This window comes from Amycolatopsis sp. NPDC059657 (assembly GCF_042734395.1).
In the GTDB taxonomy this organism is placed as follows: domain Bacteria; phylum Actinomycetota; class Actinomycetes; order Mycobacteriales; family Pseudonocardiaceae; genus Amycolatopsis.
Genome location: NZ_JBHWEB010000010.1, coordinates 1 through 22,746, shown reverse-complemented (window position 1 = coordinate 22,746; position 22,746 = coordinate 1). Strand labels below are relative to the sequence as shown.

The 22,746-nt window shown below is 70.7% G+C and carries 19 protein-coding genes; 10 read left to right on the top strand and 9 right to left on the bottom strand.

All coding sequences use genetic code 11. From position 1 onward, the window contains the following. The first annotated feature begins 72 nt into the window (after positions 1 to 72). The 3 genes from ACFV15_RS07820 to ACFV15_RS07810 are packed head-to-tail and all read left to right on the top strand — an operon-like array spanning position 73 to position 3,292. Complete coding sequence (locus ACFV15_RS07820; protein WP_378349422.1) at positions 73 to 1,149, top strand: precorrin-3B synthase; 1,077 nt, start codon at positions 73 to 75, stop codon at positions 1,147 to 1,149. Continuing rightward, entirely contained in the window at positions 1,146 to 1,769 is a 624-nt protein-coding gene (locus ACFV15_RS07815) for a precorrin-8X methylmutase (protein ID WP_378349421.1), read from the top strand. The genes ACFV15_RS07820 and ACFV15_RS07815 overlap by 4 nt, the downstream gene beginning before the upstream one ends. Continuing rightward, positions 1,766 to 3,292, top strand: coding sequence for a precorrin-2 C(20)-methyltransferase (locus tag ACFV15_RS07810; protein WP_378349420.1), 1,527 nt, complete (start codon positions 1,766 to 1,768; stop codon positions 3,290 to 3,292). The genes ACFV15_RS07815 and ACFV15_RS07810 overlap by 4 nt, the downstream gene beginning before the upstream one ends. A 52-nt stretch (positions 3,293 to 3,344) precedes the next feature. Here the strand turns inward: ACFV15_RS07810 and ACFV15_RS07805 are convergent, their stop codons facing one another. Genes ACFV15_RS07805 through cbiE form a run of 6 tightly spaced genes read right to left on the bottom strand, consistent with a single transcriptional unit; the run spans position 3,345 to position 10,724 of the window. Then, positions 3,345 to 6,428, bottom strand: a complete 3,084-nt coding sequence (locus ACFV15_RS07805) for an arabinosyltransferase domain-containing protein (protein ID WP_378349419.1) — start codon at positions 6,426 to 6,428, stop codon at positions 3,345 to 3,347. 10 nt (positions 6,429 to 6,438) lie between these two features. Beyond that, positions 6,439 to 7,089, bottom strand: coding sequence for a 5,6-dimethylbenzimidazole synthase (bluB, locus tag ACFV15_RS07800; protein WP_378349418.1), 651 nt, complete (start codon positions 7,087 to 7,089; stop codon positions 6,439 to 6,441). Next, the gene (locus ACFV15_RS07795) at positions 7,086 to 7,802 is read right to left on the bottom strand and encodes a cobalt-precorrin-6A reductase (protein WP_378349417.1); all 717 of its coding nucleotides are present in this window, start codon (positions 7,800 to 7,802) and stop codon (positions 7,086 to 7,088) included. Before ACFV15_RS07795 ends, bluB begins: the two co-directional genes overlap by 4 nt. Further along, entirely contained in the window at positions 7,799 to 8,803 is a 1,005-nt protein-coding gene (locus ACFV15_RS07790; RefSeq protein ID WP_378349416.1) for a Gfo/Idh/MocA family protein, read from the bottom strand. The genes ACFV15_RS07795 and ACFV15_RS07790 overlap by 4 nt, the downstream gene beginning before the upstream one ends. Next, positions 8,800 to 9,552: a precorrin-4 C(11)-methyltransferase gene (gene cobM, locus ACFV15_RS07785; RefSeq protein ID WP_378349415.1), complete on the bottom strand. Its 753-nt coding sequence runs from the start codon at positions 9,550 to 9,552 to the stop codon at positions 8,800 to 8,802. The genes ACFV15_RS07790 and cobM overlap by 4 nt, the downstream gene beginning before the upstream one ends. Continuing rightward, positions 9,549 to 10,724: a precorrin-6y C5,15-methyltransferase (decarboxylating) subunit CbiE gene (gene cbiE / locus ACFV15_RS07780; RefSeq protein WP_378349414.1), complete on the bottom strand. Its 1,176-nt coding sequence runs from the start codon at positions 10,722 to 10,724 to the stop codon at positions 9,549 to 9,551. The genes cobM and cbiE overlap by 4 nt, the downstream gene beginning before the upstream one ends. Positions 10,725 to 10,789: 65 nt before the next feature. Between cbiE and ACFV15_RS07775 the strand changes: the two genes are divergently transcribed. From ACFV15_RS07775 to ACFV15_RS07755, 5 genes are read left to right on the top strand one after another with little or no spacing between them, the layout of a single operon-like run. Further along, complete coding sequence (locus tag ACFV15_RS07775) at positions 10,790 to 12,739, top strand: putative cobaltochelatase (protein ID WP_378349413.1); 1,950 nt, start codon at positions 10,790 to 10,792, stop codon at positions 12,737 to 12,739. Continuing rightward, entirely contained in the window at positions 12,739 to 13,353 is a 615-nt protein-coding gene (gene cobO, locus ACFV15_RS07770; protein ID WP_378349412.1) for a cob(I)yrinic acid a,c-diamide adenosyltransferase, read from the top strand. Before ACFV15_RS07775 ends, cobO begins: the two co-directional genes overlap by 1 nt. Further along, positions 13,347 to 14,699: a cobyrinate a,c-diamide synthase gene (locus ACFV15_RS07765; protein WP_378349411.1), complete on the top strand. Its 1,353-nt coding sequence runs from the start codon at positions 13,347 to 13,349 to the stop codon at positions 14,697 to 14,699. The genes cobO and ACFV15_RS07765 overlap by 7 nt, the downstream gene beginning before the upstream one ends. Continuing rightward, positions 14,692 to 15,753: an Rv2231c family pyridoxal phosphate-dependent protein CobC gene (gene cobC / locus ACFV15_RS07760; protein ID WP_378349410.1), complete on the top strand. Its 1,062-nt coding sequence runs from the start codon at positions 14,692 to 14,694 to the stop codon at positions 15,751 to 15,753. The genes ACFV15_RS07765 and cobC overlap by 8 nt, the downstream gene beginning before the upstream one ends. Before the next feature lie 27 nt (positions 15,754 to 15,780). Continuing rightward, the gene (locus ACFV15_RS07755; protein WP_378349409.1) at positions 15,781 to 17,865 is read left to right on the top strand and encodes a glucan 1,4-alpha-glucosidase; all 2,085 of its coding nucleotides are present in this window, start codon (positions 15,781 to 15,783) and stop codon (positions 17,863 to 17,865) included. A gap of 40 nt (positions 17,866 to 17,905) precedes the next feature. Here the strand turns inward: ACFV15_RS07755 and ACFV15_RS07750 are convergent, their stop codons facing one another. Genes ACFV15_RS07750 through ACFV15_RS07740 form a run of 3 tightly spaced genes read right to left on the bottom strand, consistent with a single transcriptional unit; the run spans position 17,906 to position 20,295 of the window. Continuing rightward, complete coding sequence (locus ACFV15_RS07750) at positions 17,906 to 18,637, bottom strand: adenosylcobinamide-GDP ribazoletransferase (protein WP_378349408.1); 732 nt, start codon at positions 18,635 to 18,637, stop codon at positions 17,906 to 17,908. Positions 18,638 to 18,658: 21 nt separating this feature from the next. After that, complete coding sequence (gene cobT / locus ACFV15_RS07745) at positions 18,659 to 19,675, bottom strand: nicotinate-nucleotide--dimethylbenzimidazole phosphoribosyltransferase (protein WP_378349510.1); 1,017 nt, start codon at positions 19,673 to 19,675, stop codon at positions 18,659 to 18,661. Between the two features lie 14 nt (positions 19,676 to 19,689). Further along, a complete protein-coding gene (locus ACFV15_RS07740; protein ID WP_378349407.1) occupies positions 19,690 to 20,295 on the bottom strand; it encodes a bifunctional adenosylcobinamide kinase/adenosylcobinamide-phosphate guanylyltransferase in 606 nt (201 codons plus the stop codon). Positions 20,296 to 20,332: 37 nt separating this feature from the next. Between ACFV15_RS07740 and ACFV15_RS07735 the strand changes: the two genes are divergently transcribed. After that, the gene (locus ACFV15_RS07735) at positions 20,333 to 21,256 is read left to right on the top strand and encodes a cobalamin biosynthesis protein (protein ID WP_378349406.1); all 924 of its coding nucleotides are present in this window, start codon (positions 20,333 to 20,335) and stop codon (positions 21,254 to 21,256) included. Beyond that, on the top strand, positions 21,253 to 22,716 hold the full coding sequence (locus tag ACFV15_RS07730; RefSeq protein WP_378349405.1) for a cobyric acid synthase: 1,464 nt from the start codon (positions 21,253 to 21,255) through the stop codon (positions 22,714 to 22,716). Before ACFV15_RS07735 ends, ACFV15_RS07730 begins: the two co-directional genes overlap by 4 nt. Positions 22,717 to 22,746 lie beyond the last annotated feature (30 nt).

Here is a 22,746-nt window from a genome sequence, read left to right as displayed (position 1 = left end):
ATATCCGTTCACCCACCCCTATGCGCTGGCTCGCTTCTTGTCCGGGCGCGGGCAATCCGTACAGTCACCATCATGGACACCCCTGCCCGTGTGCGCGCCGACGTGTGTCCTGGTGTTTTCGCACCACACGACGCCGCCGACGGCGCGCTGGCGCGGGTCCGGCTACCCGGCGGAGTCGTGACGAGTGAGCAGCTTCACGTTCTCGCGGAGTGTGCCGACGGCTTCGCGGACGGCGAGATCCACCTGACTTCACGGGGGAATCTGCAGCTGCGTGGACTCGACCGGACGGCCACCCGTTTGGCCCAGCGGCTGACCGAGGCGGGTTTGCTGCCGTCGGCTTCGCATGAGCGGGTCCGGAACATACTGGCGTCTCCTCGCAGCGAGACGGCGCGAGCGCTGGCGGCCGATCTGGATGTCGCGTTGTGTGCCCGTCCGGAACTCGCCGCGTTGCCGGGACGGTTCCTGTTCGCTTTCGACGATGGCAGCGGGGACGTCGCCGGTGAAGGCGCGGACCTCTGCTGGCGTGACGGCGCTGTGTTGCTGGCCGGTGTCGACACCGGTAAACGCGTGAAGGCGGACCAGGCCGTCGAAGCTCTGCTTCAGGTCGCCTCGGCGTTTCTCAAGGCGCGCGAAGGCGAGTGGCGGATTTCCGAACTGCATGACGCTTCGGCGTTGGCCGCCGCGTTGCCGGGGACCACGGTCACGCCGGTCGACCTGCCGGTGCGCCCTGGGATACCGATCGGTTTACTCGACGACGGCGCCGCGGTCGCCCCCGAGTTCGGGGTGCTGACGTCGGCGCGGCTGCGGCTGTTCGCCTCGCTGGCGCCGTTCGCGGTCGTCACGCCATGGCGTTCGGTCTTCCTGCCCGGCGTGCGTGACGCCGAGCCGCTGGCGGGAATGCTGACCGAACGCGGGGTCACCGCGTGCATCGGCAGGCCCGGTTGCGCGAAGTCGCGGGCCGATGTGCGGGCCGACGCCCGGCGCGTGTCCGGCGTGCGCGCCCATTTCGCCGGTTGTGAGCGCCGGTGCGGAAAACCTGCCGCCGGGCACGTCGACGTGCTCGCGGAAGAGGACGGCTACCGCGTCGACGGCACCTGGGTGCCCGTCGCCGCGCTGGCGGATTTCCTGCTGGGAAAAGGAGCGCAGTGATCGACTACATCCGCGACGGCGCGGAGATCTACCGGCATTCGTTCGCCACCATCCGCGCGGAGGCCGATCTCGCGATACTGCCGGAGGACGTGGCCGTGGTGGCCGTCCGGATGATCCACGCGTGCGGCATGGTCGATCTCGTCGACGACCTCAAGTACTCGCTCGACGTCGTCGAATCCGGCCGCGCGGCGCTGCGCGCCGGCGCACCGGTGCTGTGTGACGCGCAGATGATCGCCAGCGGTGTCACCAGGAAACGCCTGCCGGCGGACAACGAGGTCCTCTGCACCCTGTCCGACCCGTCCGTCCCGTCGCTCGCCGAACGGATGGGCACCACGCGGTCCGCCGCCGCACTCGAACTCTGGCGCGACAAGCTGCCCGGCTCCGTCGTCGCCATAGGGAACGCGCCGACGGCGTTGTTCCGGCTGCTGGAACTGCTCGAGGAAGGCGTGGGCGCGCCCGCGGCCGTCATCGGCGTTCCGGTGGGGTTCATCGGCGCCGCTGAGTCCAAAGTGGAGCTGGTGAAGCGCGCGCCCGCGCCGTATCTGGTGGTGCACGGGCGGCGCGGTGGCAGTGCGATGGCGGTGGCTGCGGTCAATGCGTTGGCGACGGAGGAAGAATGAGCGGCGATTCGGGGAAACTGTGGGGTGTCGGGCTCGGGCCGGGTGACCCCGAGCTGGTGACGGTCAAGGCCGCCAGGCTGATCGGCGAGGCCGATGTCGTGGCCTATCACAGCGCCCGGCACGGCCGGAGCATCGCGCGTTCGGTCGCCGAGCCGTATCTGCGTGAGGGTCAGCTCGAAGAGGCGCTGGTGTATCCGGTGACCACCGAGACGACCGATCACCCCGGCGGGTATGAGGGCGCGATCGCCGACTTCTACGCCGAGAGCGCGGAACGGCTCGCCGTCCACCTCGACGCGGGGCGGAACGTCGTCGTGCTGTGCGAGGGTGACCCGTTCTTCTATGGCTCGTACATGTACATGCACGAGCGGCTCGCCGACCGGTACGAAGCGGAGGCGGTGCCCGGTGTGACGTCGGTGAGCGCGGCGTCCGCGGTGCTCGGGCGGCCGCTGGTCCAGCGCGACGAGGTGCTCACCGTATTGCCGGGAACGCTGTCGCAGCCCGAGCTGGCGCGACGACTGGCGGACACGGATTCGGCCGCGGTGTTGAAGCTCGGGCGGACGTTCGGCGCGGTGCGGCAGGCACTCGGCGAGGCGGGCAAACTCGACCAGGCGCTGTACATCGAGCGCGCGACCTGGGGCAAGCAGCGCATCGAGCCCCTTGCCAGCGTCGACCCCGACTCGGTGCCGTACTTCTCGCTGGCGCTGCTGCCGAGCCCGGCTTACTCGGCACGGGTCTCAGGCGTCGAAGCGACTCCGGCCGAACCGGTTCCGGCGCCCGACGGTGGCGAGGTCGTGGTCGTCGGACTCGGGCCAGCCGGTCCGCAATGGCTGACGCCCGAGGCCGAGGTCGAGCTCGCTGCCGGGACACACTTGGTGGGCTATGGCCCTTATCTGGCGAGGGTTCCGGTGAAGGCGGGCCAGCAACGGCTCGCGTCGGGCAACCGTGTCGAAGCCGAACGGGCCGTCGAAGCGCTGGAGCTGGCAGCTGCGGGGAACCGGGTAGTGGTCGTGTCTTCGGGCGACCCCGGCGTGTTCGCGATGGCGTCGGCGGTGCTCGAACAGGTCGAAGATCCGCGCTGGAAGGACGTTTCGGTCCGGGTCGTGCCTGGCGTGACCGCCGCGCAGGCGGCGGCGTCCCGCGTCGGCGCGCCACTCGGCCACGACTACTGCGTGCTCTCGCTGTCGGATCGCCTGAAGTCGTGGGAGGTCATCGAACGCCGTCTCGAAGCGGCGGGTGTCTCGGATCTGGTGCTGGCGCTGTACAACCCGGCCTCGTTCAGCCGTACGACCCAGCTTTCGCGCGCGCAGGAAGTCCTGCTCAAGCACCGCGCCCCGGAAACGCCCGTGGTCATCGCCCGTGACGTCGGCGGCGACTCCGAATCGGTCCGCGTGGTCACCCTCGGCGAGCTGGACACGGCCTTCGTGGACATGCGCTGCCTGGTCATCGTCGGCTCGTCCAGGACCCGGGTCGCGCCCCGGCCCGACGGCACCTCGATGGTCTGGACACCCCGGCGCTACCACTAAAGGGCTCGTGAGTGGTATGGCCGGTTAGAACCGGCCGTACCACTCACGAGCATTAGCGGGTCGGATTGGTGCCATTGGGCTGCTGAGGCCCCGGTCCGGGGGACCACCACCCGGGCACGGTCTTCTTGCCTCTGACGATCGTGGGTGGCGCGCCTTCGGAGTACGGCTCGACCTGCAGGAGCTTGCCCCACGACTGGAACGGCTGGCCGACCAGGTAACTCGGGACCTCCGGCTGGTCGGCCAGCTCCTCGAGCCAGCCGATCGGGCCGCCGGTAGCGCTGCTCGACCACTTCGCCTCGTCCGCGACCGTGCCCGCCGTGATGCGGTACGCGGGCACCTGCGAGATGCCGTCGTGCGAGAACGCGGGCTGCGCGCAGGGGTAGACGAACGACGCGGGCCAGTCCATGTACACCGGCTTCTTGCCGATCTTGTCCGTCAACGTCGTGAACGACGGGACGCGGGGCGCGGTCGCGGCGACCCAGCCGTCTTCGGTGAGGTCGTTGTCGATGGCGGTCACCCGGACCGCGGCCGTTTCCGGTGGCAGGTCACGCATGTTGACGCGGACGTCGTTCCACTGGCCGTTGCCGACACCGGCGGGCAGCAGCGTCTGGCCCTTGAGGACCTTGAACCCGTCCGGCGTGCGTGCGCCGTACTCGAGGCTGACCGTGGCCGCCTTGCCCGCCGCGCCCGCGACGGCGACCACCACCTGGCCGGATGGCGGTTTTTCGGTCAGCTCATACCAATCCGAGCGCAGGCGTCCGGCACGCGTCTCCTTCTCCTGGTAGCTGCTCCACATCGACACCTTGTCCTCGGTGAAGCCGTGTGGCGGCTCGGAGAGCGGGTCCTTGTCGTCGACCGTGTGGGTGTGGAAGCCGGTCTGTGTCCGGCCGATCTCCTGATCCGGCGGCGGAAGCGGGTTCTCGGTCGACAACGGCGTCGGAGTGACGGTCTTCTGCTGGGCTTCCGGCAGCGGGGCGAGCATGCTGGCGATGGCGTCTCGCTCGACCATCACGTGGTCGGACAGCCCGCAGCTCTGGCCGAGCAGATGACCGACGTTCGCCGAGCCGAGGCTGTAGCTGCCAGCCTGCGCGTGGATGGCCATGCCCATCGAGATCACCTCGCTGGCCACCACCGCGCCGCACACCGCGACCAGCGAGATCGAGCCGAGTTTCAGCGCGCGGCCACGGCGTTCCGGTCCCTCGGTCTCGTGGCCGGGCCGGTGCGCGCGGACGTTTTCGGCGAACGCGATGATCGCCGACACCGCCGCGCCCGCCAGGAAGATGGTCGACAGCGAGATCGGCCCCCATTTCGGGGCCGAGGCGAACCACGGCACACCGAGTTTGGACACGAACCAGAACGCGTTCGGCCCGGTCGCCGCCCAAGCCGCGATGATCAGCAACCCGGCCAGGAACGCCGCCCGGTTGCGTTTCGACCGCAGCACGCCGGAACTCGTCGCGAGCGCGGTCAGCGCCGCCATCGACGCGCCGACCGCCGCGAACGCGCCGAAGTGGTGCGTCCACTTGGTCGGGGTCAGCGCCAGCAGCAGGAAGAACAACGCCGTCGTCCCGATCAGACGGCGGCTCGGTCCCAGCGCCGCGCCGGGGATCCGGCCGCGACGCAACAGCACGACCAAGCAGGTCCCGGTGCACAAAAGCACCAGCAGCACCGGGAACCGGCGAGTCGCGGACCCGTCCGGCAGGTTTTCGAACAGCAGCTGGTAGCGCGAAAATTCTTGGAACCATGAGAGATTCGGGCCGACCTGCGTCCGGATCCGGGTGGCCTCCTGGATGGTCGCGAAGGTCTGGTCGGCGAAGACGACCGTCAGCACCAGCAGCCCGGCGCCGAGGATCGGCGCGAGCACCGGCAGCCAGCCGTCGACCGCGCGCTGCTTCAGTATCTTCGACAACGGACGCGCGGCGACCAGGAACGGCGCCACCGCGATCAGGCCGGTCGGGGTCGCGGCCAACGTCAACGCGGCGGCCAGCAGGCCGAGGCAGATCGGCAAGAGGCGGCGTGTGACCAGCGCGCGTTCGACCGCGCAGATGGCCAGCAGCGAGCCGACAGCCGCGACCGGCTCCGGCCGTACGCCGTTGTTGAACGGCATCCACCAGACCAGAAAGACCGCCGCGGCCGCCCAGCCGGCCGCCCGGCTCACCCGGACCTGCGGGCCGAGTCTCGGCATCACCTCGCGGCTGATCAGCAGCCAGCTGAGCAGGCCCAGCAGGAACGACGGCAGCCTGATCCACGGCGGCACCGTGCTGACGTGCGCCATCAGCTCGTACACGTGGTAGAACCAGCCGAACGGCGCCTCGGCCACCCCGAACCAGCGGTGATAGTTCGGCAGGTAGCCGGTCTGCTCGGTGACCCTGGCCATGGTCAGGATGTAGCCGTCGTCCGAGGTGACCGGGCCGATGAAGACCCAGGCCCCGAGCACCGCGAACACGGTCACGTCGCGGCCGGTGAGCCGCCACCAGCCCGCGGGCGCCCAGCGAGGCGCGCGCCGCGCGAAGCCGGAGTCGAGCTTCCCGACCGCGATCAGGCAGCCGATGAGCGAAAGGATCGCCAGCACGCCGACGCCGACCTTCCAGCCCGTCGGCGACGACTGGTACCGGGTGTCGGTGACGATCGAGACCCGCAGCCCGTCGATGGGGTCCTTGGCGCTGCTGATCGAGGAGTAGATGCCGATCACGCGCGGCCGGTCGTCGCCGCTGAACTCGAAGATCGGGGTGTTGGCCGCGCTGAGCGTGGTGTGGTTGCCGTCGGAGCGGAACCGGACATCGCAGTTCTCCGGCGGCAGCGGCTGCCTGGTGATCTGCTGCCCGCGCAGCGACGCCAGCAGCAGGCCGTTGTCGATGCGCAGCTGCATGCCCGCGCCGTTCTCGGTCCGTGCCTCGGGCACGGTCGAGAAGAGCAGCGCGGGGCCGTCCGAGCGCGCGTCGACGGAGCGGATCGTCCGACACGGGAGAGTGACGCTGAGGTCTTGCGCCCAGTAGCCGGTCAGCGGCGAGTTGACCTGGCGGGTGTCGTTGCCGGTCGGCCAGGTGATCTCCGCGGTGTCCTGCACGACAGGCAGGAACGGGAAGGCGAACGCGCAGAGCGCGGACAGCAACCCGAGCGTGACGGCGAACAGACGCATCGGCGCAACGCTAACGGGTCGCGTCCGAACGGGTGATGCAGGGGCGGAAGGTCTCGCGGTGGACGGCGGCTTCGAGCGGGCGGCGGCTGCGCCAGCCGTGCCGTTCCAAATCGGGCACGGTGGCCAGTTCGGACACTTCGCCCACGCAGAGCCAGGCGACCGGGCGGATCCCGTCGGGCAGCCCGACCAGCTCGGCGAGGAACGGCTCCCGGTAAAAGCTCACCCAGCCGACACCGACGCCTTCGACGGTCGCCGCGAGCCACAGGTTCTGGATCGCCAGGCAGACCGAGTAGAGCCCGGCGTCCGCGATGGCGTGCCTGCCGAGCACGTCCGGCGAGCCACGGCCGGCGTCGTAGGTGACGACGATGCCGAGCCCGGATTCCATGATCCCTTCGATCTTGATCCGGTCGAAGGTCGCCGCGCGCTCCTCGGGCAGCGAGTCGGCGAAGATGGCACGCTCGGCCTGGACGTGATCGGCGAACTTCCGCCGCGTGCCGACGCTTTCGACCAGCACGAAGTCCCACGGCTGGGTCAGGCCGACGCTCGGCGCGCTGTGCGCGGCGCCGAGCATGCGGTCGAGCGCCTCGGGGCTCGGCGGCGCGCCGGTGAACTCGGCGCGGACGTCGCGGCGGCGGGTGAGCAACTCGTAGAACTCGTTCATGGGAGCACCCAATCGACGGCTTGGCCGGGTTCGCTGACAGTGGGGACATCCGGGCGGGGTGGCCGCCGGACGACCACCACGGGCACGCGGAGGTTCCTGGCGGCGGTGAGCTTGGCCGAGGTCATCGAACCGCCGCTGTCCTTGGTGACCAGCACGTCGATCCGGTGCTCTCGGAGCAGCCGGGTCTCACCGTCGACGGTGTACGGGCCGCGGTCGAGCAGGATCTCGATCCGCCGGGGCAGCGGCGGCTCGGGCGGGTCGACGCAGCGGGCCAGGAACCACTGGTCGTTGCCCGCGAAGGCGGCGAGGCCCTGGCGTCCGCTGGTGAGGAACACGCGGTCGCCCGGCAGGTTCGCGGCCGCCTCGTCGAGCGAATCGACCCAGCGCCAGTCGTCGCCTGGGCTCTCCGACCAGCCTGGTCGTTGCAGCCTGAGCAGGCGGACCTGCGCGGTCGCGGCGGCTTCGAACGCCGAGGCCCCGATGCGTTCGGCGAACGGATGGGTCGCGTCGACGACGGCGTCGATGTGGTTTTCGCGAAGCCACTCCGCGAGACCTGCCGGGCCACCGAAGCCGCCGACGCGGACCTCGCCGACAGGCAGCTTGGGGTTCGCCACCCGGCCGGCGAGCGACGAGATGATCGGGACACCTCGTGCGGTCAGCGCTTCGGCGAGCGCGCGGGCCTCGCCGGTCCCGCCCAGGATGAGGACCTTCACGGGGTGCGGACCGCCGCGCCCCAGCGCTCGAGTGTCCGAATGTTGGCCACCGTGTCCTGCCAGGTCACCAACGGCGACTGGCGTGCGGCCAGGTGTTCCGCGACGTGGTCGGCCTCGCGGGCGAAGAGGCCCTTCGTGGCCTCGACCTCGATCTCCTCCGGCTTGCCGCCGGTCGGGGTGAGCACGATCGTCGACGTCCGCGGTCGCCGCATGCCGAACGTCCAGGACGGCTTGCCGATGAAGAGCTGGCCTCGGGTGCCGTAGACGCGGATGTGGTCGTCCTGCGCGAGCCGGAAGCCACAGGAGATCTGCGCGATGATGCCGCCGGGCAGCCGCAGCAGTCCCATGGCGATCTCGTCGACACCATTTTCGTCCAGCTTCGCCATACCGATCACGTCGGTCGGTTCGACCGCTTCGATACCGGTCGCGGCCTGCGAGACCAGCCTGGCGACCGACACGCAGTAGCACCCGACGTCGAGAATTCCGCCACCGCCGAGCGCCGGGTCGGCGATGCGGTCACGCTCGGAGCCGGTCGTGTCGTAGCTGAAGGTCACGTCGACCGCGCGAACCTCACCGATCGCACCGGAAGTGATGAGTTCGGTCAGTTTCCGCGTCTGCGGGTGCAGCCGGTACATGAACGCCTCCATCAGGAAGACGTCATTGCGCCGTGCGGCCTCGATGACCCGCTCGGCGTCTTCGACTGACACCGTCAGCGGCTTTTCGCACAGCACGTGCTTGCCTGCTTCGGCCGCCTTGATCGCCCATTCGGCGTGCATCGGATGCGGCGTCGACACGTAGACGGCGTCGACATCGGGGTCGGCGAGCAGCGCGTCGTAGCCGCCGTAGCTGCGCGGGATCTCGTGGCGGGCAGCGAATTCGGCGGCCCGGTCGGCCGAACGGGCCGCGACGGCCGCCAGCGTGCCGTGCTCGCTTTCGCGGATGGCGGCGGCGAACTCTTCGGCGATCGAACCGGCGGCCAGCAGGCCCCAGCGCAGTGTCATAACGACTCCGGTTGGCTTTGGCGATCACGGGTGGTCGAGTAGAGGAAGCTGTCGGGGAACCCTTCGGCGGCGAGCACCTTCCCGACGAAGATCATCGCCGCCCTGGTGACCCCGGCCGCGCTGACCTGCTCGGAAATCGTGGTCAGCGTGCCGCGCAGGATGACCTCGCCGGGCTGGCTGGCCAGTGCGACGACGGCGACCGGGCAGTCGGGACCGTAGTGCGGGACCAGTTCTTCGACGAGGTGGTCGAGCCGGTTGATCGCCAGGTGCAGCGCGAGCGTGGTGCCGGTGCGCGCGAAGGTGGCCAGATCTTCGCCAGCGGGCATCGCGGTCGAGCGGGCCTGCGCGCGGGTGATGACCAGGCTCTGGCCGACCTCGGGCACGGTCAGCTCCCGCTTGAGCACCGCCGCCGCGGCCGCGAACGCGGGGACACCGGGGATGACCTCGTAGGGCACCCCGGCCGCGTCGAGGCGCCGCATCTGCTCGGCGACCGCGCTGTAGAGCGACGGGTCGCCGGAACACAGTCGCGCGACGTCGGTCTCGGCGTTGATGAGGATCTCGGCGATCTGGTCGAGATTCAGCCCGGCCGTGTCCGTGAGCATCGCTTGAGGAGAGCAGTGCTCCAGAAGGTCGGTCGGCGTCATGCTGCCGGGGTAAAGGACGAGCCCGCAGGCGGCCAGCCGGTCGCGGCCACGAATCGTGATCAGATCGGCGGCGCCGGGTCCGGCGCCGATGAAGTAGACGGTCACCGGTTCACACTCCATTGCGTGACGGTCCGGCTGGGCGACCAGCCGGTGAAGCCGCCGAGCGGGGCGGCCTGCTCGACGGAGATCCGGATCAGCTCGCCGCCATGATCTTGATAAGCCTTGGCCAGCGTCTGCTCGGATTCGAGGGTCACGCCGTGCGCGACCACTCGGCAGTTCTGCGCGAGGCAGGCGTCGAGGACGCCAGGCACGGTCAGCCCGCCGCCGATGAAGATCGCGTCGGGTTTCGGCAGGTCACGCAGTGCTTCGGGAGCCGGGCCGACGACGACTTGGAGTTCGGGAACGCCGAGGGTGGCCGAATTCCGGCCAATGCGTTCGGCTCTTTTCTGGTCGCGTTCGATGGCGATCGCCCGGTTCAGCGGGTGGGTTCGCGACCACTCGATCGCGACGCTGCCCGCACCCGCGCCGACGTCCCACAGCAGCTCGCCGGGCATCGGCGCGAGGCGGGCGAGCGCGCTGGCGCGGAGGTCGCGCTTGGTGAGCTGGCCGTCGTGCTCGAACGCGTCGTCGGGCAGCCCGCCGACAAGCGACAAGCCGGAGCCGCGGCAGTCGATCGCGACAACGGTCAGCGGTCCGGTGCGTTCGGTCCACCCGTCGACCACCCGCTCGGCCGGACCGCCGAGTTCTTCGAGCGCGATCAGGTCGCTTTCGCCGAAGCCGCGGGCGCGCAGGAGTTCGCCGACGTCGGCCGGGTCGGTGCCGAGCACGAGTACCTTGCGGCCGGGCGCGAGCACGCGGTTGAGGCGGTGGAGGCTCCGGCCGACGACGGTGACCACTTCGGTCGTTTCGGCGGACCAGCGCAGCCGCGCGCGGGCCAGCGTCACCGACGAGAGCGTGGGCAGGATCTCGATGTTCTCGAACCGGGCGGCCAGCGTGGTGCCGATGCCGGACAGGAGCGGGTCGCCGCTGGCCAGCACGCAGACACGGCGGCCTTCGTGCGCGGCGAACAGCGCGTCGAGGCCGGGCAGGAGCGGGCTCGGCAGCGGCACCTTCACTGGGCCGTCCGCGCCGCCGGGCAGGTAGGCGAGGTGGCGCGTGCCGCCGATGACGACGTCGGCGCTGGTGACCGCCGCGCGGGCGGTTTCGCTCAGCCCGGCGAGGCCGTCGGCCCCGATGCCGACGACGGTCAGTGGTGATTTTTCGCGCACTCGCGGCACGCTAGCCGACGCTTTTCCTGTGCGATGATCGGCCGGGCCACCGCCGTCGAACCGGGAGTCAGAGCTTGAAGCCTTACCCGTTCACCGCCGTTGTCGGGATGCAGGATCTGCGGCTGGCGCTGGTGCTTTCGGCGATCTCGCCCGCGATCGGCGGAGTGCTGGTGCGTGGCGAGAAGGGCACCGCGAAGTCGACCATGGTGCGTGCGCTGGCCGGTTTGCTGCCCCGCGTCGACGTCGTCGAGGATTGCCGGTTTTCGTGTGATCCCGCGAGCCCAGACCCCGGCTGCCCCGACGGCCCGCACGACGGCACGTCGAAGCGGCGGCCCGCGCGGCTGGTCGAACTCCCGGTCGGCGCGGCCGAAGACCGCGTGGTCGGCTCGCTCAACCTCGAACGCGCGCTCGGCGAAGGCGTCACCGACTACCAGCCGGGTTTGCTGGCCGCGGCGCATCGCGGGCTGCTCTACGTCGACGAAGTGAACCTGTTGCACGACCATCTCGTCGACACGCTGCTCGACGCCGCCGCCATGGGCCGCGCGACGGTCGAGCGCGAGGGTGTTTCGGTGTCGCACGCGGCGCGGTTCGTGCTGATCGGCACCATGAACCCGGAGGAGGGCGAGCTGCGCCCGCAGCTGCTCGACCGGTTCGGGCTGACCGTCGAGGTCGCGTCCAGCCGCGATCCCGAGCAGCGGGTCCAGGTGGTCCGGCGGCGGCTCGCGTACGAGGCCGACCCGGACGGTTTCGCCGACCAATACGCCGAGGACGACGCCAAGCTCGCGGCGGAAATCGAAGCGGCACAGACACTTCTGCCCGCCGTGCGGCTCGGCGACGACGCGCTGCGGCAGATCGCCGAGGTCTGTGCGTCGTTCGAGGTCGACGGGATGCGCGCGGACATCGTCACGGCGCGAACGGCCGTCGCGCACGCCGCGTGGTCCGGCCGCGAAGACGTGACCACCGACGACATCCGCGTCGCCGCTCGGCTCGCGTTGCCGCACCGGCGCAGGCGGAACCCGTTCGACGCGCCGGGTATCGAGGAAGAGCAGCTCGAGCAGGCGCTGCGCGACGCCGAGCCGCCGCAGGGCCCGGACGACGATGGCCCTGGCTCAGGCTCCGAGCCACCCGCCGAGCAAGAACCGCCTTCCGGAAGCTCGGACGACCAGCCCGGTGAAGGGCAGGGGACCCAAGGCGGCCAGCAGACGGTCGGCTCGGGGAAACCGTTCAAGGCCAGGCTGTTCACCCTCGACGGCACGGGGGAGGGCGCGCACGGCCGCCGGTCGCGGGCGATCACCGACACCGGGCGGACGATCGGCGTGAAGCCGACGAGCGTGCGCGAAGGGCATCCGCACCTGCTCGCGACGATCCGGGCGGCGGCGCCGCATCAGCGCGCGCGCGGGCGTGACGGCGCCGGGCTCGAACTACGTGGTCAGGATCTGCGGTTCGCCTTGCGGGAAGGGCGCGAGGGGAACCTCGTGCTGTTCTGTGTGGACGCGTCGGGCTCGATGGGCGCCAAATCGCGCATGCGTGAGGTCAAATCGGCCGTGCTTTCGCTGCTGTTGGACGCTTATCAGCGCCGGGACAAGGTCGGGCTGGTGACGTTCCGCGCGGCCGAGGCCGAACTCGCGTTGCCGCCGACGATCAGTGTCGACGCGGCCGCGTCCCGCCTGGAGGGTTTGCCGACCGGTGGGCGCACTCCGCTGGCGGAGGGACTTTTGAAGGCCGCCAACGTGTTGCGGCTCGAAGCGATCCGGGACCCGAGGCGCCGGCCGCTGCTGGTCGTGGTGACCGACGGCCGCGCGACCAGTGGCGCCGACGCCGTCGCACGCTCACGGCAGGCGGCCGATCTGCTGGCCGGTACCGGCGTCGCGGCCGTCGTGATGGACTGCGAGAGCGGGAAAATGCGCCTCGGGCTCGCTGCGGAACTCGCGACGCGGCTCGGCGCCGAGCACGTGCCGCTGGCCGAGGTGGCCGCCGAATCGCTCGCGGGCGCGGTGCGCGCCAGGACCGGGAGGGCCGCGTAATGCCGCAGGGCAAACCGGAAGTCGTGCCCGAGGACGGGCTCACCACGCGGCAGCGCCGCAACCGGCCGCTGCTCGCCGTGCACACCGGCGCGATGAAGGGCAAGTCGACCGCGGCGTTCGGGATGGCGCTGCGCGCGTGGAACCAGGGCTGGTCGATCGGCGTGTTCCAGTTCGTGAAGTCGGCGAAGTGGAAGGTCGGCGAGGAGACCGCGTTCCGCGCGCTCGGCCAGGTGCACGAGGACACCGGGCAGGGCGGTCCGGTCGAGTGGCACAAGATGGGCGAGGGCTGGAGCTGGGCGCGCAAGTCCGGCACCGACGAGGACCACGCCGCCAACGCCCGCGACTGCTGGACCGAGATCAAGCGACGGCTGGTGGCCGAGCAGCACGACTTCTATGTCCTCGACGAGTTCAGCTATCTGCTGCACTGGGGCTGGATCGACGTCGACGACGTGGTCGAGGCGTTGACCTCGCGCCCTGGGCACCAGCATGTCGTGATCACCGGCCGCAACGCGCCCGCGAAGCTCATCGAGGCCGCCGACCTGGTCGTCGAGATGACCAAGATCAAGCACCCGATGGACGCGGGGCAAAAGGGCCAGCGGGGCATCGAGTGGTAGCGCGGGTGGTCATCGCCGCGCCCGGATCCGGGCACGGCAAGACCACGATCGCCGCGGGCCTGATGGCGGCGTTGCGCGCCCGCGGGCACGTCGTCTCCGGCCACAAGGTCGGCCCCGACTTCATCGACCCGAGCTACCACGCGCTCGCCACCGGCAGGCCGGCCCGCAACCTCGACCCGTTCCTGCAGGGCGAGGACCGGCTGGTCCCGTTGCTGCGGCACGGTTCGGCGGGCGCGGACATCGCCGTGATCGAGGGCGTGATGGGCCTGTTCGACGGCGCGCTCGGCACCGAGGGCTACGCCTCGACCGCGCACGTCGCGAGGCTGCTCGGCGCACCCGTCGTGCTCGTGGTCGACGCCAGCGCGGCCAGCCGCAGCGTCGCCGCGCTCGTGCTGGGCTTCGCCAACTACGACCCGCGCGTGCGGCTCGCCGGCGTCATCCTCAACAAGCTCGGCTCGCAGCGCCACGAGGACGAGATCGTCACCGCGCTCGAGGCGACCGGCGTGCCCTTGCTGGGCGCGTTGCGGCGCAGCGACGACATCCACGCGCCGAGCCGTCACCTCGGCCTGGTGCCCGCCGCCGAGCGCTCCGCGGAATCCCAGCGCCTGCTGCCGGAACTCGCCGACTGGGTCGCCAGTGGCGTCGACCTCGAGGCGGTGGTCCGGGTCGCCCGCTCGGCCGCGCCGCTGACCGGCAAGGCTTGGCAGCCCGAGCTCACGCACGAGGGCCCGCGCGCCGTGGTCGCCGCCGCGGCCGGGGCCGCGTTCACCTTCCGCTACACCGAGACGGTCGAGCTGCTCGCCGCCGCCGGTGTCGACGTGGTCGACCTCGATCCGTTGCGCGACACCGAACTTCCCGAGCGCTGCGCAGGCCTGTACTTCGGCGGCGGCTTCCCCGAGGTACACGCGGCCGAGCTCTCGGCCAACGTCCCGCTACGCCAGGCGGTCGCCGCCGCGGCCGGGCACGGCATGCCCGTGGTCGCCGAATGCGCCGGGCTGCTCTACCTCAGCCGCGACATCGACGGCATCCCGATGACCGGCGTCCTCGACGCCGCCGCGAAGATGACCAAGCGCGGCAAGCTCGGCTACCGCAAGGCGGTCGCGCTCGCCGACAACCTCGTCGCGACCGCTGGCCAGCGTGTCACCGGTCACGAGTTCCACCGCACCGAGCTGGAACCCGGCCACGGGCCGAACCCGGCCTGGGGCTGGGATCGCACACCCGACGGCTTCGCCTCGGCGACCTTGCACGCCTCGTACCTGCACGTCCACTGGGCCGGTTATCCCGAGCTCGCCCGACGCTTCGCCACGGCCGTGCACGCCCGCCACCTGGTAGCACCCGGTGGCTGACGAGCCCGGCGCTCACGCTGCCGATCAGCGGGATGCCGACCAGCACGACATCCATCATCACGGCGACCGTGAGGTCGGCGAAGGCCTGGTGGATCTCGCGGTCAACGTCCGCCTGCCCGCTCCGCCGGACTGGCTGCGCGCCGAACTCGCCGCCGCACTCGACGACCTCGCCGCTTACCCTGACGTCACCGCGGCCACGGAAGCCTTGGCAGCAAGGCACTCTCGCCCTTCGTATGAAGTTTTGCCGACGGCCGGAGCCGCCGAAGCGTTCACCCTGATAGCTACCTCCTTCCGTCCGCGTAAGGCTGTTGTGGTGCATCCGCAGTTCACCGAGCCCGAGGCCGCTCTACTGGCCGCCGGTCACGCTGTGCACCGCGTTGCGCTCTCTCCGGACAACGGCTTCCGGCTCACCGAAGTTCCCGAAGACGCCGATCTCGTGTTCGTGGGCAATCCGACCAACCCGACTTCAGTTCTACACCCGGCCACCGACATTTTGGCGCTCGGCAAGCCCGGCAGGCTGGTCGTCGTCGACGAGGCCTTCCTCGACGCGGTGCCCGGCGAGTCGGAAAGCCTTGCGGGACAGTCAATCCCCGGTTTCGCGGTGCTCCGCAGTCTCACCAAGACCTGGGGCATCGCCGGACTCCGCGCGGGCTACGTACTCGCCGAAAAGTCCATTGTGGACAGGCTGCGCGCGGTGCAGCCACCGTGGTCGGTGTCGTCACTGGCCGCCGTCGCGATGATCGCGTGCAGCCGCCCGTCCGCTTTGGAGGAAGCCGAAAAGCTCGCCATCGCCGCGGAACACGACCGCGACTATCTGATCTCGGGGCTTCACGAACTCGGCGTCGAAGTGCTCGGCGAACCGAGGGGACCGTTCGTGCTGGTCCGTTTGCCGCACGCCGACCGAATTCGCTTGACCTTGCGCGAGGCCGGATTCGCGGTCAGGCGCGGCGACACCTTTCCCGGGCTGAGCAAGGAATACCTGCGTATCGCGGTGCGTGACCGTGAAACGACCGACGCCTTCCTGCGTGCCCTGCTTTCGGCGGGTATTCGCTGACCGGAAGCGCGATTAGGGTGGGCTCCCATGCGTCGCTGCCTGCTGCTCGCCGTCATGTTGATCGCCGCCTTGGCCACTCCCGCGTACGCCGCGGGCGCGCCGGGTGCCCCCGGCATAGCGTCGGCGTGGACCAGTGGTGCCAAAGAAGGAGTCGGCACTTCGACGACCACGACCTCCAAGCTCTGGTACACACTCGGCCAGGGCATCGTGAACGAGGTCTACTACCCGCAGGCCGACACGCCCGACGTGCAGGACCTGCAGTACATGGTCAGCGACGGCACGAGTTTCACCGACGAGGAAAAGGCCGCCACCACTCACCAGGTGAGCCTCGCCGACCCGAATTCCCTGACGTACCAGCAGGTCAACACCGCGACCAACGGTCGGTACCGGATCACCAAGACCTACGTCACCGATCCCGCGCGGGCGACACTGCTCATCCGCACCCGCTTCCAGGTGCTGACCGGCGGCGCGCTGAAACTCTTCGCGCTCTACAACCCCTCGCTCGGCAATTCCGGCATGGGCGACACCGGCGCGACCGCGAACGGGCAACTCCAAGCCAGCGACGGCAACGTCGCGAGCGCACTCGCCAGCTCGACCGGCTTCACCGCGCTGAGCAGCGGCTACTCCGGCTCGTCGAGCGACGGCTGGCAGGACCTGACCCAGCATCGCGCTCTGACGAACCAGTACACCAGCGCTGACACACCGGGAAACCTCGTCCAGACCGCGCAGATCCCGGTCGGCACGGACACGACGTTCACGCTCGCACTCGGCTTCGGAACGAGCCGCGCGGAAGCGTCGAGCACCGCGACGGCCTCGCTCACCAGCGGCTGGGCGGCGGTTTCGTCGAGCTACCAGGCAGGCTGGCACAACTACCTCAACTCGGTCGCCGCGCCGCCGTCGAGCACCACCGGGATCACCCAGCAGTACAAGACAGCGGTGATGACCATCAAGGCGCACGAGGACAAGACCTACCGCGGCGCCTTCGTCGCGTCGCTGAGCATTCCCTGGGGCGACGCGCAGAACGCCGATTCCTGTTGCGCGGCCGGATATCACGCGGTCTGGGCCCGCGACCTCTATCAGATGGCGACCGCCGAAATCGCGGTCGGTGACTCCGCCGCGGCCAACCGCGCGCTCGACTACCTGTTCAACGTCCAGCTCCGCCCCGACGGTTCGTATCCGCAGAACACCCGGCTCGACGGCACCCCCGTCTTCGGGAGTCTGCAGATGGACGAGGTGTCGTTCCCGATCATCCTCGCCTGGCAACTCGGCCGCCGCGACGCCGCGACCTACGCGAAAATCAAGCCGTCCGCCGAATTCGTGTCGCACCACGGCCCGTCGACCCCGCAGGAACGCTGGGAAGAAGCGGGCGGTTTCTCCCCGTCCACACTGGCCGCGGAGATCGCCGCGCTCGTCTGCGCCGCCGACCTCGCGACCGCCAACAACGACCCCGGCGCCGCGTCGTATTACCTCCAGGTCGCCGATTCCTGGCGCGCGCAGGTCGACAACTGGACCTATACGACGACGGGATCGCTCGCGTCGCACGGGTATTACGAGCGCATCGACGACAACGGCAACCCCAATGACGGCCACAACCTCGGCATCGCCAACGGCGGCGGCAACCGGGACGAGCGCACGGTCGTCGACATGGGCTTCCTCGACCTGGTCCGGCTGGGCGTCAAGCGTGCCGACGATCCGCACATCACCGACTCGCTCAAGGTCGTCGACGCCAAGATCCGCGTCACCACGCCCGCCGGCGACATCTGGTACCGCTACAACCACGACGGTTACGGCGAAACCGCCGACGGCAGGCCGTACACCGGTGTCGGCGTCGGCCGCCTGTGGCCGGTGCTCACGGGTGAACGCGGCGAGTACGCGCTCGCGACCGGCGCGCTCGGCACCGGCTATCTGCGCACGATGGCCGCGACGGCCAACGCGGGCGGGCAGATCCCCGAGCAGGTCTGGGACCGTGGCACCGCCATCGGCACCGGCACCGGTTCCGCGACGCCCTTGGCGTGGGCGCAGGCTCAGTTCGTGCGGCTCGCCGTGTCGTTGAGCGCTGGCAAGAATGTCGAGACGCCGTCGGTTGTCGCGCAGCGCTATCAGGGGTCGTGAGTGGTAAGGCCGGTTCTAACCGGCCGTACCACTCACGACCTCAAGCCGCCAGAAACACGAGCGTGGTGGCCACTGTGGCCTCGACGCACGCGCCGAGCACGTCGCCGGTGACGCCGCCGAGCCGTTGACGGCAGCGGGCGAGCAGCAGCGCCGCGACGCCATAACCGGCCACGATGGCGAGCGATCCGTTCCACCAGTGCAAACCGGGGGAGATGCTCGACAAACTCGCTGCCGCCAGCAAGACGCCCAAGGCCGCATACCGGGGGACCGACTCGGCGACCGTCGCGCCGAGTCCGGATGGCCGCGCCGACGGAATGCCGCGCATGCAGCAGAGCGAGAGCACGCATCGACCGGCGACTACGGCGATGACCACGGCGACGATCCCGTGTCCACGAAGGATCGCGCCGGTCAACGCTCCACATTGGACCAGGAGCACCAGCACCAGTGTCGCCACGCCGGTCGGGCCGGAATCGCCGCGCCGCATGACTTCCAGCGCTCGCTCGCGGTCATACGACGCGCCGAGCCCGTCGGCCGTGTCGGCCAGACCGTCCAAATGCAACCCTCGGCTGCCGAGCGCGACCGCGCCCAACGCCAGCGCCGCCGTCGCGAGCGGGAACAGTCCAGCCGCGTCGCCGCCCCAGACGATCAGCGCGGCCACGGCGGCGAGCGGGATCGAAGCCAGCGGGGCGAGCAGCATCGCGCCACCGGCGACGCGCTTGTCGATGACCGTGGGCGCGGGCACCGGAATCGTGGTGAGCGTGCCCACGGCCATGCGCAAGGAGTTCAGCAAGACTTACGAGCCCAAGTCGGCGAGCAAGCCCATGTCGGCGAGGATCGCACGGGCGGCGCGCAGTGTCGGCACGGCTTGGACGGCGCCGCTGCCTTCGCCCAGGCGCAGGCCGAGATCGAGGATCGGTTCCAGGCCCAGCGCCTTCAACGCGAACGCCTGCGACGGCTCGGTCGAGCGATGCCCGGCCAGCCACCAGCGCTCCGCGCCCGGCGCGATCTCCCGCGCGACCACGGCCGCCGCTCCGGAGAACACCCCGTCCAGCAGCACGGGAATCCCGCGCACGGCGCCCTGCACGAGGAAACCGGCCGTCGCGGCGGCGCAGGCGCTGCCCAGCGCGGTCAGCAACGCGAACGGGTCCTGAACCGCTCCGGCGCGAGCCACCGCGGCCGAAACCACCGCCACCTTGCGTTGCCTGCCCGCCTCGTCGATGCCGGTCCCGGTGCCGACCACTTCGTCGACCGGTACCCCGAGCTGCGCCGCGACCAGCGCGGCCGCGACCGCGGTGTTGCCGATGCCCATGTCGCCGGGGATCAGCAGGTCCGCGCCCGCGTCGATCTCCTCGTCGGCGATCGCCCGCCCGGCTTCGAAGGCACGCAACGCCTCGCCGGGCGCCAGCGCGTCCTCGACGTCGATCGAGCCGGAGCCTCGCCGGATCTTGTGCGCCAGAACCTCGGCGGGCACGCCTTCGAGCTCGTCGTCGACGGCGATGTCCACCACCCGGACCCGCGCGCCGACGAGCCCGGCGAGCACGCTGACCCCGCTCTTCCCGGCCAGGAACACCCGCACCATCGCCGCGGTGACCTCGCGCGGATACGCCGAGCAGCCGCTGACGCCGTGGTCACCGGCGAAGACGACCACCCGCACGTCACGCAGCTCGCGCGGCGGCACGCTGCCGTGCGCGGCGCTGAGCCACGCGGCCAGGTCCTCCAGCCTGCCGAGCGCGCCCAGCGGCTTGACCAGCCCGTCGAGGCGGGTGCGGGCGGCGGCGTACGCCGTTTCGTCGGGAAGCGGGATGTCCAAGTTCACGTTCGCTCCTAGTGCAGGTCGAGGACACGCCCCGCGACGACGAGCCGGACCCGATCGGATTCGGCGGCCACGCGGCTGTTCAAGGTGCCCAGCACATCACGGAAAAGCCTGCCGGAGAACGTCGCGGGCACCACACCGCTGCCGACCTCGTTGCTGACCGCGACGATCGGCACGACGGCGCTCGCCCACGCGGCGAGGAAGTCCTCGAGCCGGTCGTCGAGGCGGCGTTCCCAGCCCTTGCGCTGGTCCCATGCGCCGACCTCGTCGAGCACGCGGCTGAGCCAGGTGCCGAGGCAGTCGATCAGCAGCGGGCTGCGCGCGCTGCGCAACACCGACGTCAGGTCGCCGGTCTCGACCGTCCGCCAGGTCGACGGCCTGCGCGCGCGGTGCGCGGCGACCCGCGCGGCCCATTCGGGGTCGTCATCGGTGGGCGGCAGCCCGGCGGCCACGTACACGACGTTGCCGTGGCGGGTCATCAGGTCCTCGGCGTGCCGTGACTTGCCCGATCTGACCCCGCCGAGGACCAGCACCTTGCCGTCTTCGCGCCCGTAGGAGCGCAGGGTGCGCGCCGCGGTCTCCAAAAGCGCCGCGAGCCGGAGCGTCAGCTTGGTCATAACCCCGCATTCTGGTGTAAACGCTACTGTTCGCCACGTGCCACGCTGTAGATCTTCACAAGCGGCCGGACTTGTCGCAGGGTACGCGGCTGACGTCGTCTTCGGTGACCCCCGCACAGGCCATCCTGTCGCGGCCTTCGGCAAAGCGGCCAGTGCGCTCGAACAGCGGCTCTGGTCGGACTCCCGGTTCGCCGGGATGGCCTACACCGGGATCTGTGCCGGGACGGTGACCGGCGCGGGTGTACTCGTCCAGCGTTTCACACGAAATCGTCCGTTCGCCCGGTTTGTGGCGACCGCGGTCGCCACCTGGGTCGTTCTCGGCGGCAAGGGGCTCGCGCACGAGGGCACGGTGATGGCCGGCTTCCTCGACGACGCGGACCTGCCGTCCGCGCGGCAACGGCTCTCGCACCTCTGCGCGCGCGACGCCACCGGCCTCGAAGCACCCGAACTGGCACGCGCGGCGACCGAGTCGATCGCCGAGAACACGTCGGACGCCGTCATCGCGCCCCTGCTCTGGGGCGGTGTCGCCGGGATTCCCGGCCTGCTCGGCTACCGCGCCTTGAACACGCTCGACGCCATGGTCGGCTACCGGTCGCAGCGTTATGAGAAGTTCGGCTGGGCGTCCGCGCGCGCCGACGATGTCGCGAACCTCGTGCCGTCACGGATCGGGGCGCTGCTGACGGTGCTGTGCGCGGGCAAGTCGGCCGGGCGGGCCTGGCGGATCTGGCGACGCGACGGCGCGCACCACCCCAGCCCGAACGCGGGCCAGGTCGAGTCGGCGTTCGCGGGTGCGCTCGGCGTGCGGCTGGGCGGCGTCAACTCCTACGGCGGCCGTAGCGAGGACCGGGGCACGCTCGGCGACGGGCCCACACCGACCGCCGCCGACCTCCGGCGGTCGGTCGGCTTGTCGCGAATGGTCGGGTTCGCCGCGCTCGCCGTCGCCGTGGCGGTCGCCCGATGAGGGGCCTGCTCGTCGCGGGCACGACATCCGACGCGGGAAAGAGCCTGGTCACCGCCGGGATCTGCCGCTGGCTCGCCCGCCAGGGCCTGCGTGTCGCGCCGTTCAAGGCGCAGAACATGTCCAACAACTCGATGGTCTGCGCGGACGGCGCCGAGATCGGCCGCGCCCAATGGGTCCAGGCGCGCGCGGCGATGGTCGAGCCGGAGGCCGCGATGAACCCGGTGCTGCTGAAACCGGGCAGCGATAGGCGCAGTCACGTCATCGCGCTCGGCAAACCGTTCGGCACGCTGGAGGCGGGGGAGTACGCGACCGGCCGGGCGGGACTCGCCGAGATCGCCTTCGACACCTTCGCTTCGCTGCGCGCCCGCTTCGACGTCGTCGTCTGCGAAGGCGCCGGCAGCCCGGCCGAGATCAACCTCCGCGCGGGCGACTACGTGAACATGGGCCTGGCTCGCCGGTTCGGCCTGCCGGTGGTGGTGGTCGGCGACATCGACCGCGGCGGGGTGATGGCGTCGATGTTCGGGACGCTCGCGCTGCTCAGCGCGGAGGACCAGGCGCTCATTTCCGGCTGGATCGTCAACAAGTTCCGCGGCGACGTCGGCCTGCTCCGGCCTGGGCTGGACACGCTGGACCGGCTCACCGGGCGTCCGGTGCTCGGCGTCATCCCGTGGCTGCACGACGTGTGGATCGACTCCGAAGACGCGCTCGCCGCCGCGGGCTGGGGTGCTTCGGGTGGCACGCTGCGGGTCGCGGTCGTCCGGTTCCCTCGCGCTTCGAACGCGACCGATGTCGACGCGCTTGCCGCGGAACCGGGGGTTTCGGTCAGCCTGACGGCCGATCCGGACGCGGTCGCGTCGGCGGACATCGTGGTGCTGCCGGGATCTCGCGCGACCGTCGACGACCTGCGGTGGCTGCGGGAGCGCGGGCTCGCCGATGCCGTTGTTCGGCGGCCGGGGCCGGTGCTGGGGATTTGCGGCGGCTACCAAATGCTGGGTTCGGAGATCGAGGACGACCTCGAGTCCGGTGCCGGGCTGGTGAACGGGCTCGGGTTGTTGCCTACGCGGGTCGTCTTTTCGGGCTCGAAGGTGCTCGCGCGGCCTCAAGGTACTTGGCGCGGCCATCGGGTCGAGGCCTACGAGATCCACCACGGGATCGCGGAACCGACGGCTTCGGCCGAGGGTTTTCTCGACGGGTTCCGGTCGGGCAACGTCTGGGGAACCATGTGGCACGGCGCTTTCGAGAACGACGCCTTCCGCCGCGCCTGGCTCACCGAAGCCGCCGCGCAGGCGGGCGTCGCGTGGTCGCCCGCCGAGGGCGCGCCGGGCTTCGGCGCGCTGCGCGAGTCCATGCTCGACCGCCTCGCCGACGCGGTCGCGCAGAACCTCGACACCGACGCCTTGCTACGCCTCGCCGAGCACGGCGCGCCCGGCGCCCTGCCCTTCATCCCGCCCGGCGCCTAGGGGTCGTGAGTGGTACGGCCGGTTAGAACC

What these genes read in the sequence shown, in the direction of transcription:
- bluB (WP_378349418.1), bottom strand. Translation starts at nt 7,089, where the DNA reads ATGAACGAGTTCTACGAGTTGCTCACCCGCCGCCGCGACGTCCGCGCC.
- ACFV15_RS07755 (WP_378349409.1), top strand. Translation starts at nt 15,781, where the DNA reads ATGCGTCGCTGCCTGCTGCTCGCCGTCATGTTGATCGCCGCCTTGGCC.
- ACFV15_RS07750 (WP_378349408.1), bottom strand. Translation starts at nt 18,637, where the DNA reads ATGGCCGTGGGCACGCTCACCACGATTCCGGTGCCCGCGCCCACGGTC.
- ACFV15_RS07805 (WP_378349419.1), bottom strand. Translation starts at nt 6,428, where the DNA reads ATGCGTCTGTTCGCCGTCACGCTCGGGTTGCTGTCCGCGCTCTGCGCG.
- ACFV15_RS07790 (WP_378349416.1), bottom strand. Translation starts at nt 8,803, where the DNA reads ATGACACTGCGCTGGGGCCTGCTGGCCGCCGGTTCGATCGCCGAAGAG.
- ACFV15_RS07730 (WP_378349405.1), top strand. Translation starts at nt 21,253, where the DNA reads ATGAGGGGCCTGCTCGTCGCGGGCACGACATCCGACGCGGGAAAGAGC.
- cobO (WP_378349412.1), top strand. Translation starts at nt 12,739, where the DNA reads ATGCCGCAGGGCAAACCGGAAGTCGTGCCCGAGGACGGGCTCACCACG.
- ACFV15_RS07820 (WP_378349422.1), top strand. Translation starts at nt 73, where the DNA reads ATGGACACCCCTGCCCGTGTGCGCGCCGACGTGTGTCCTGGTGTTTTC.
- ACFV15_RS07810 (WP_378349420.1), top strand. Translation starts at nt 1,766, where the DNA reads ATGAGCGGCGATTCGGGGAAACTGTGGGGTGTCGGGCTCGGGCCGGGT.
- ACFV15_RS07740 (WP_378349407.1), bottom strand. Translation starts at nt 20,295, where the DNA reads ATGACCAAGCTGACGCTCCGGCTCGCGGCGCTTTTGGAGACCGCGGCG.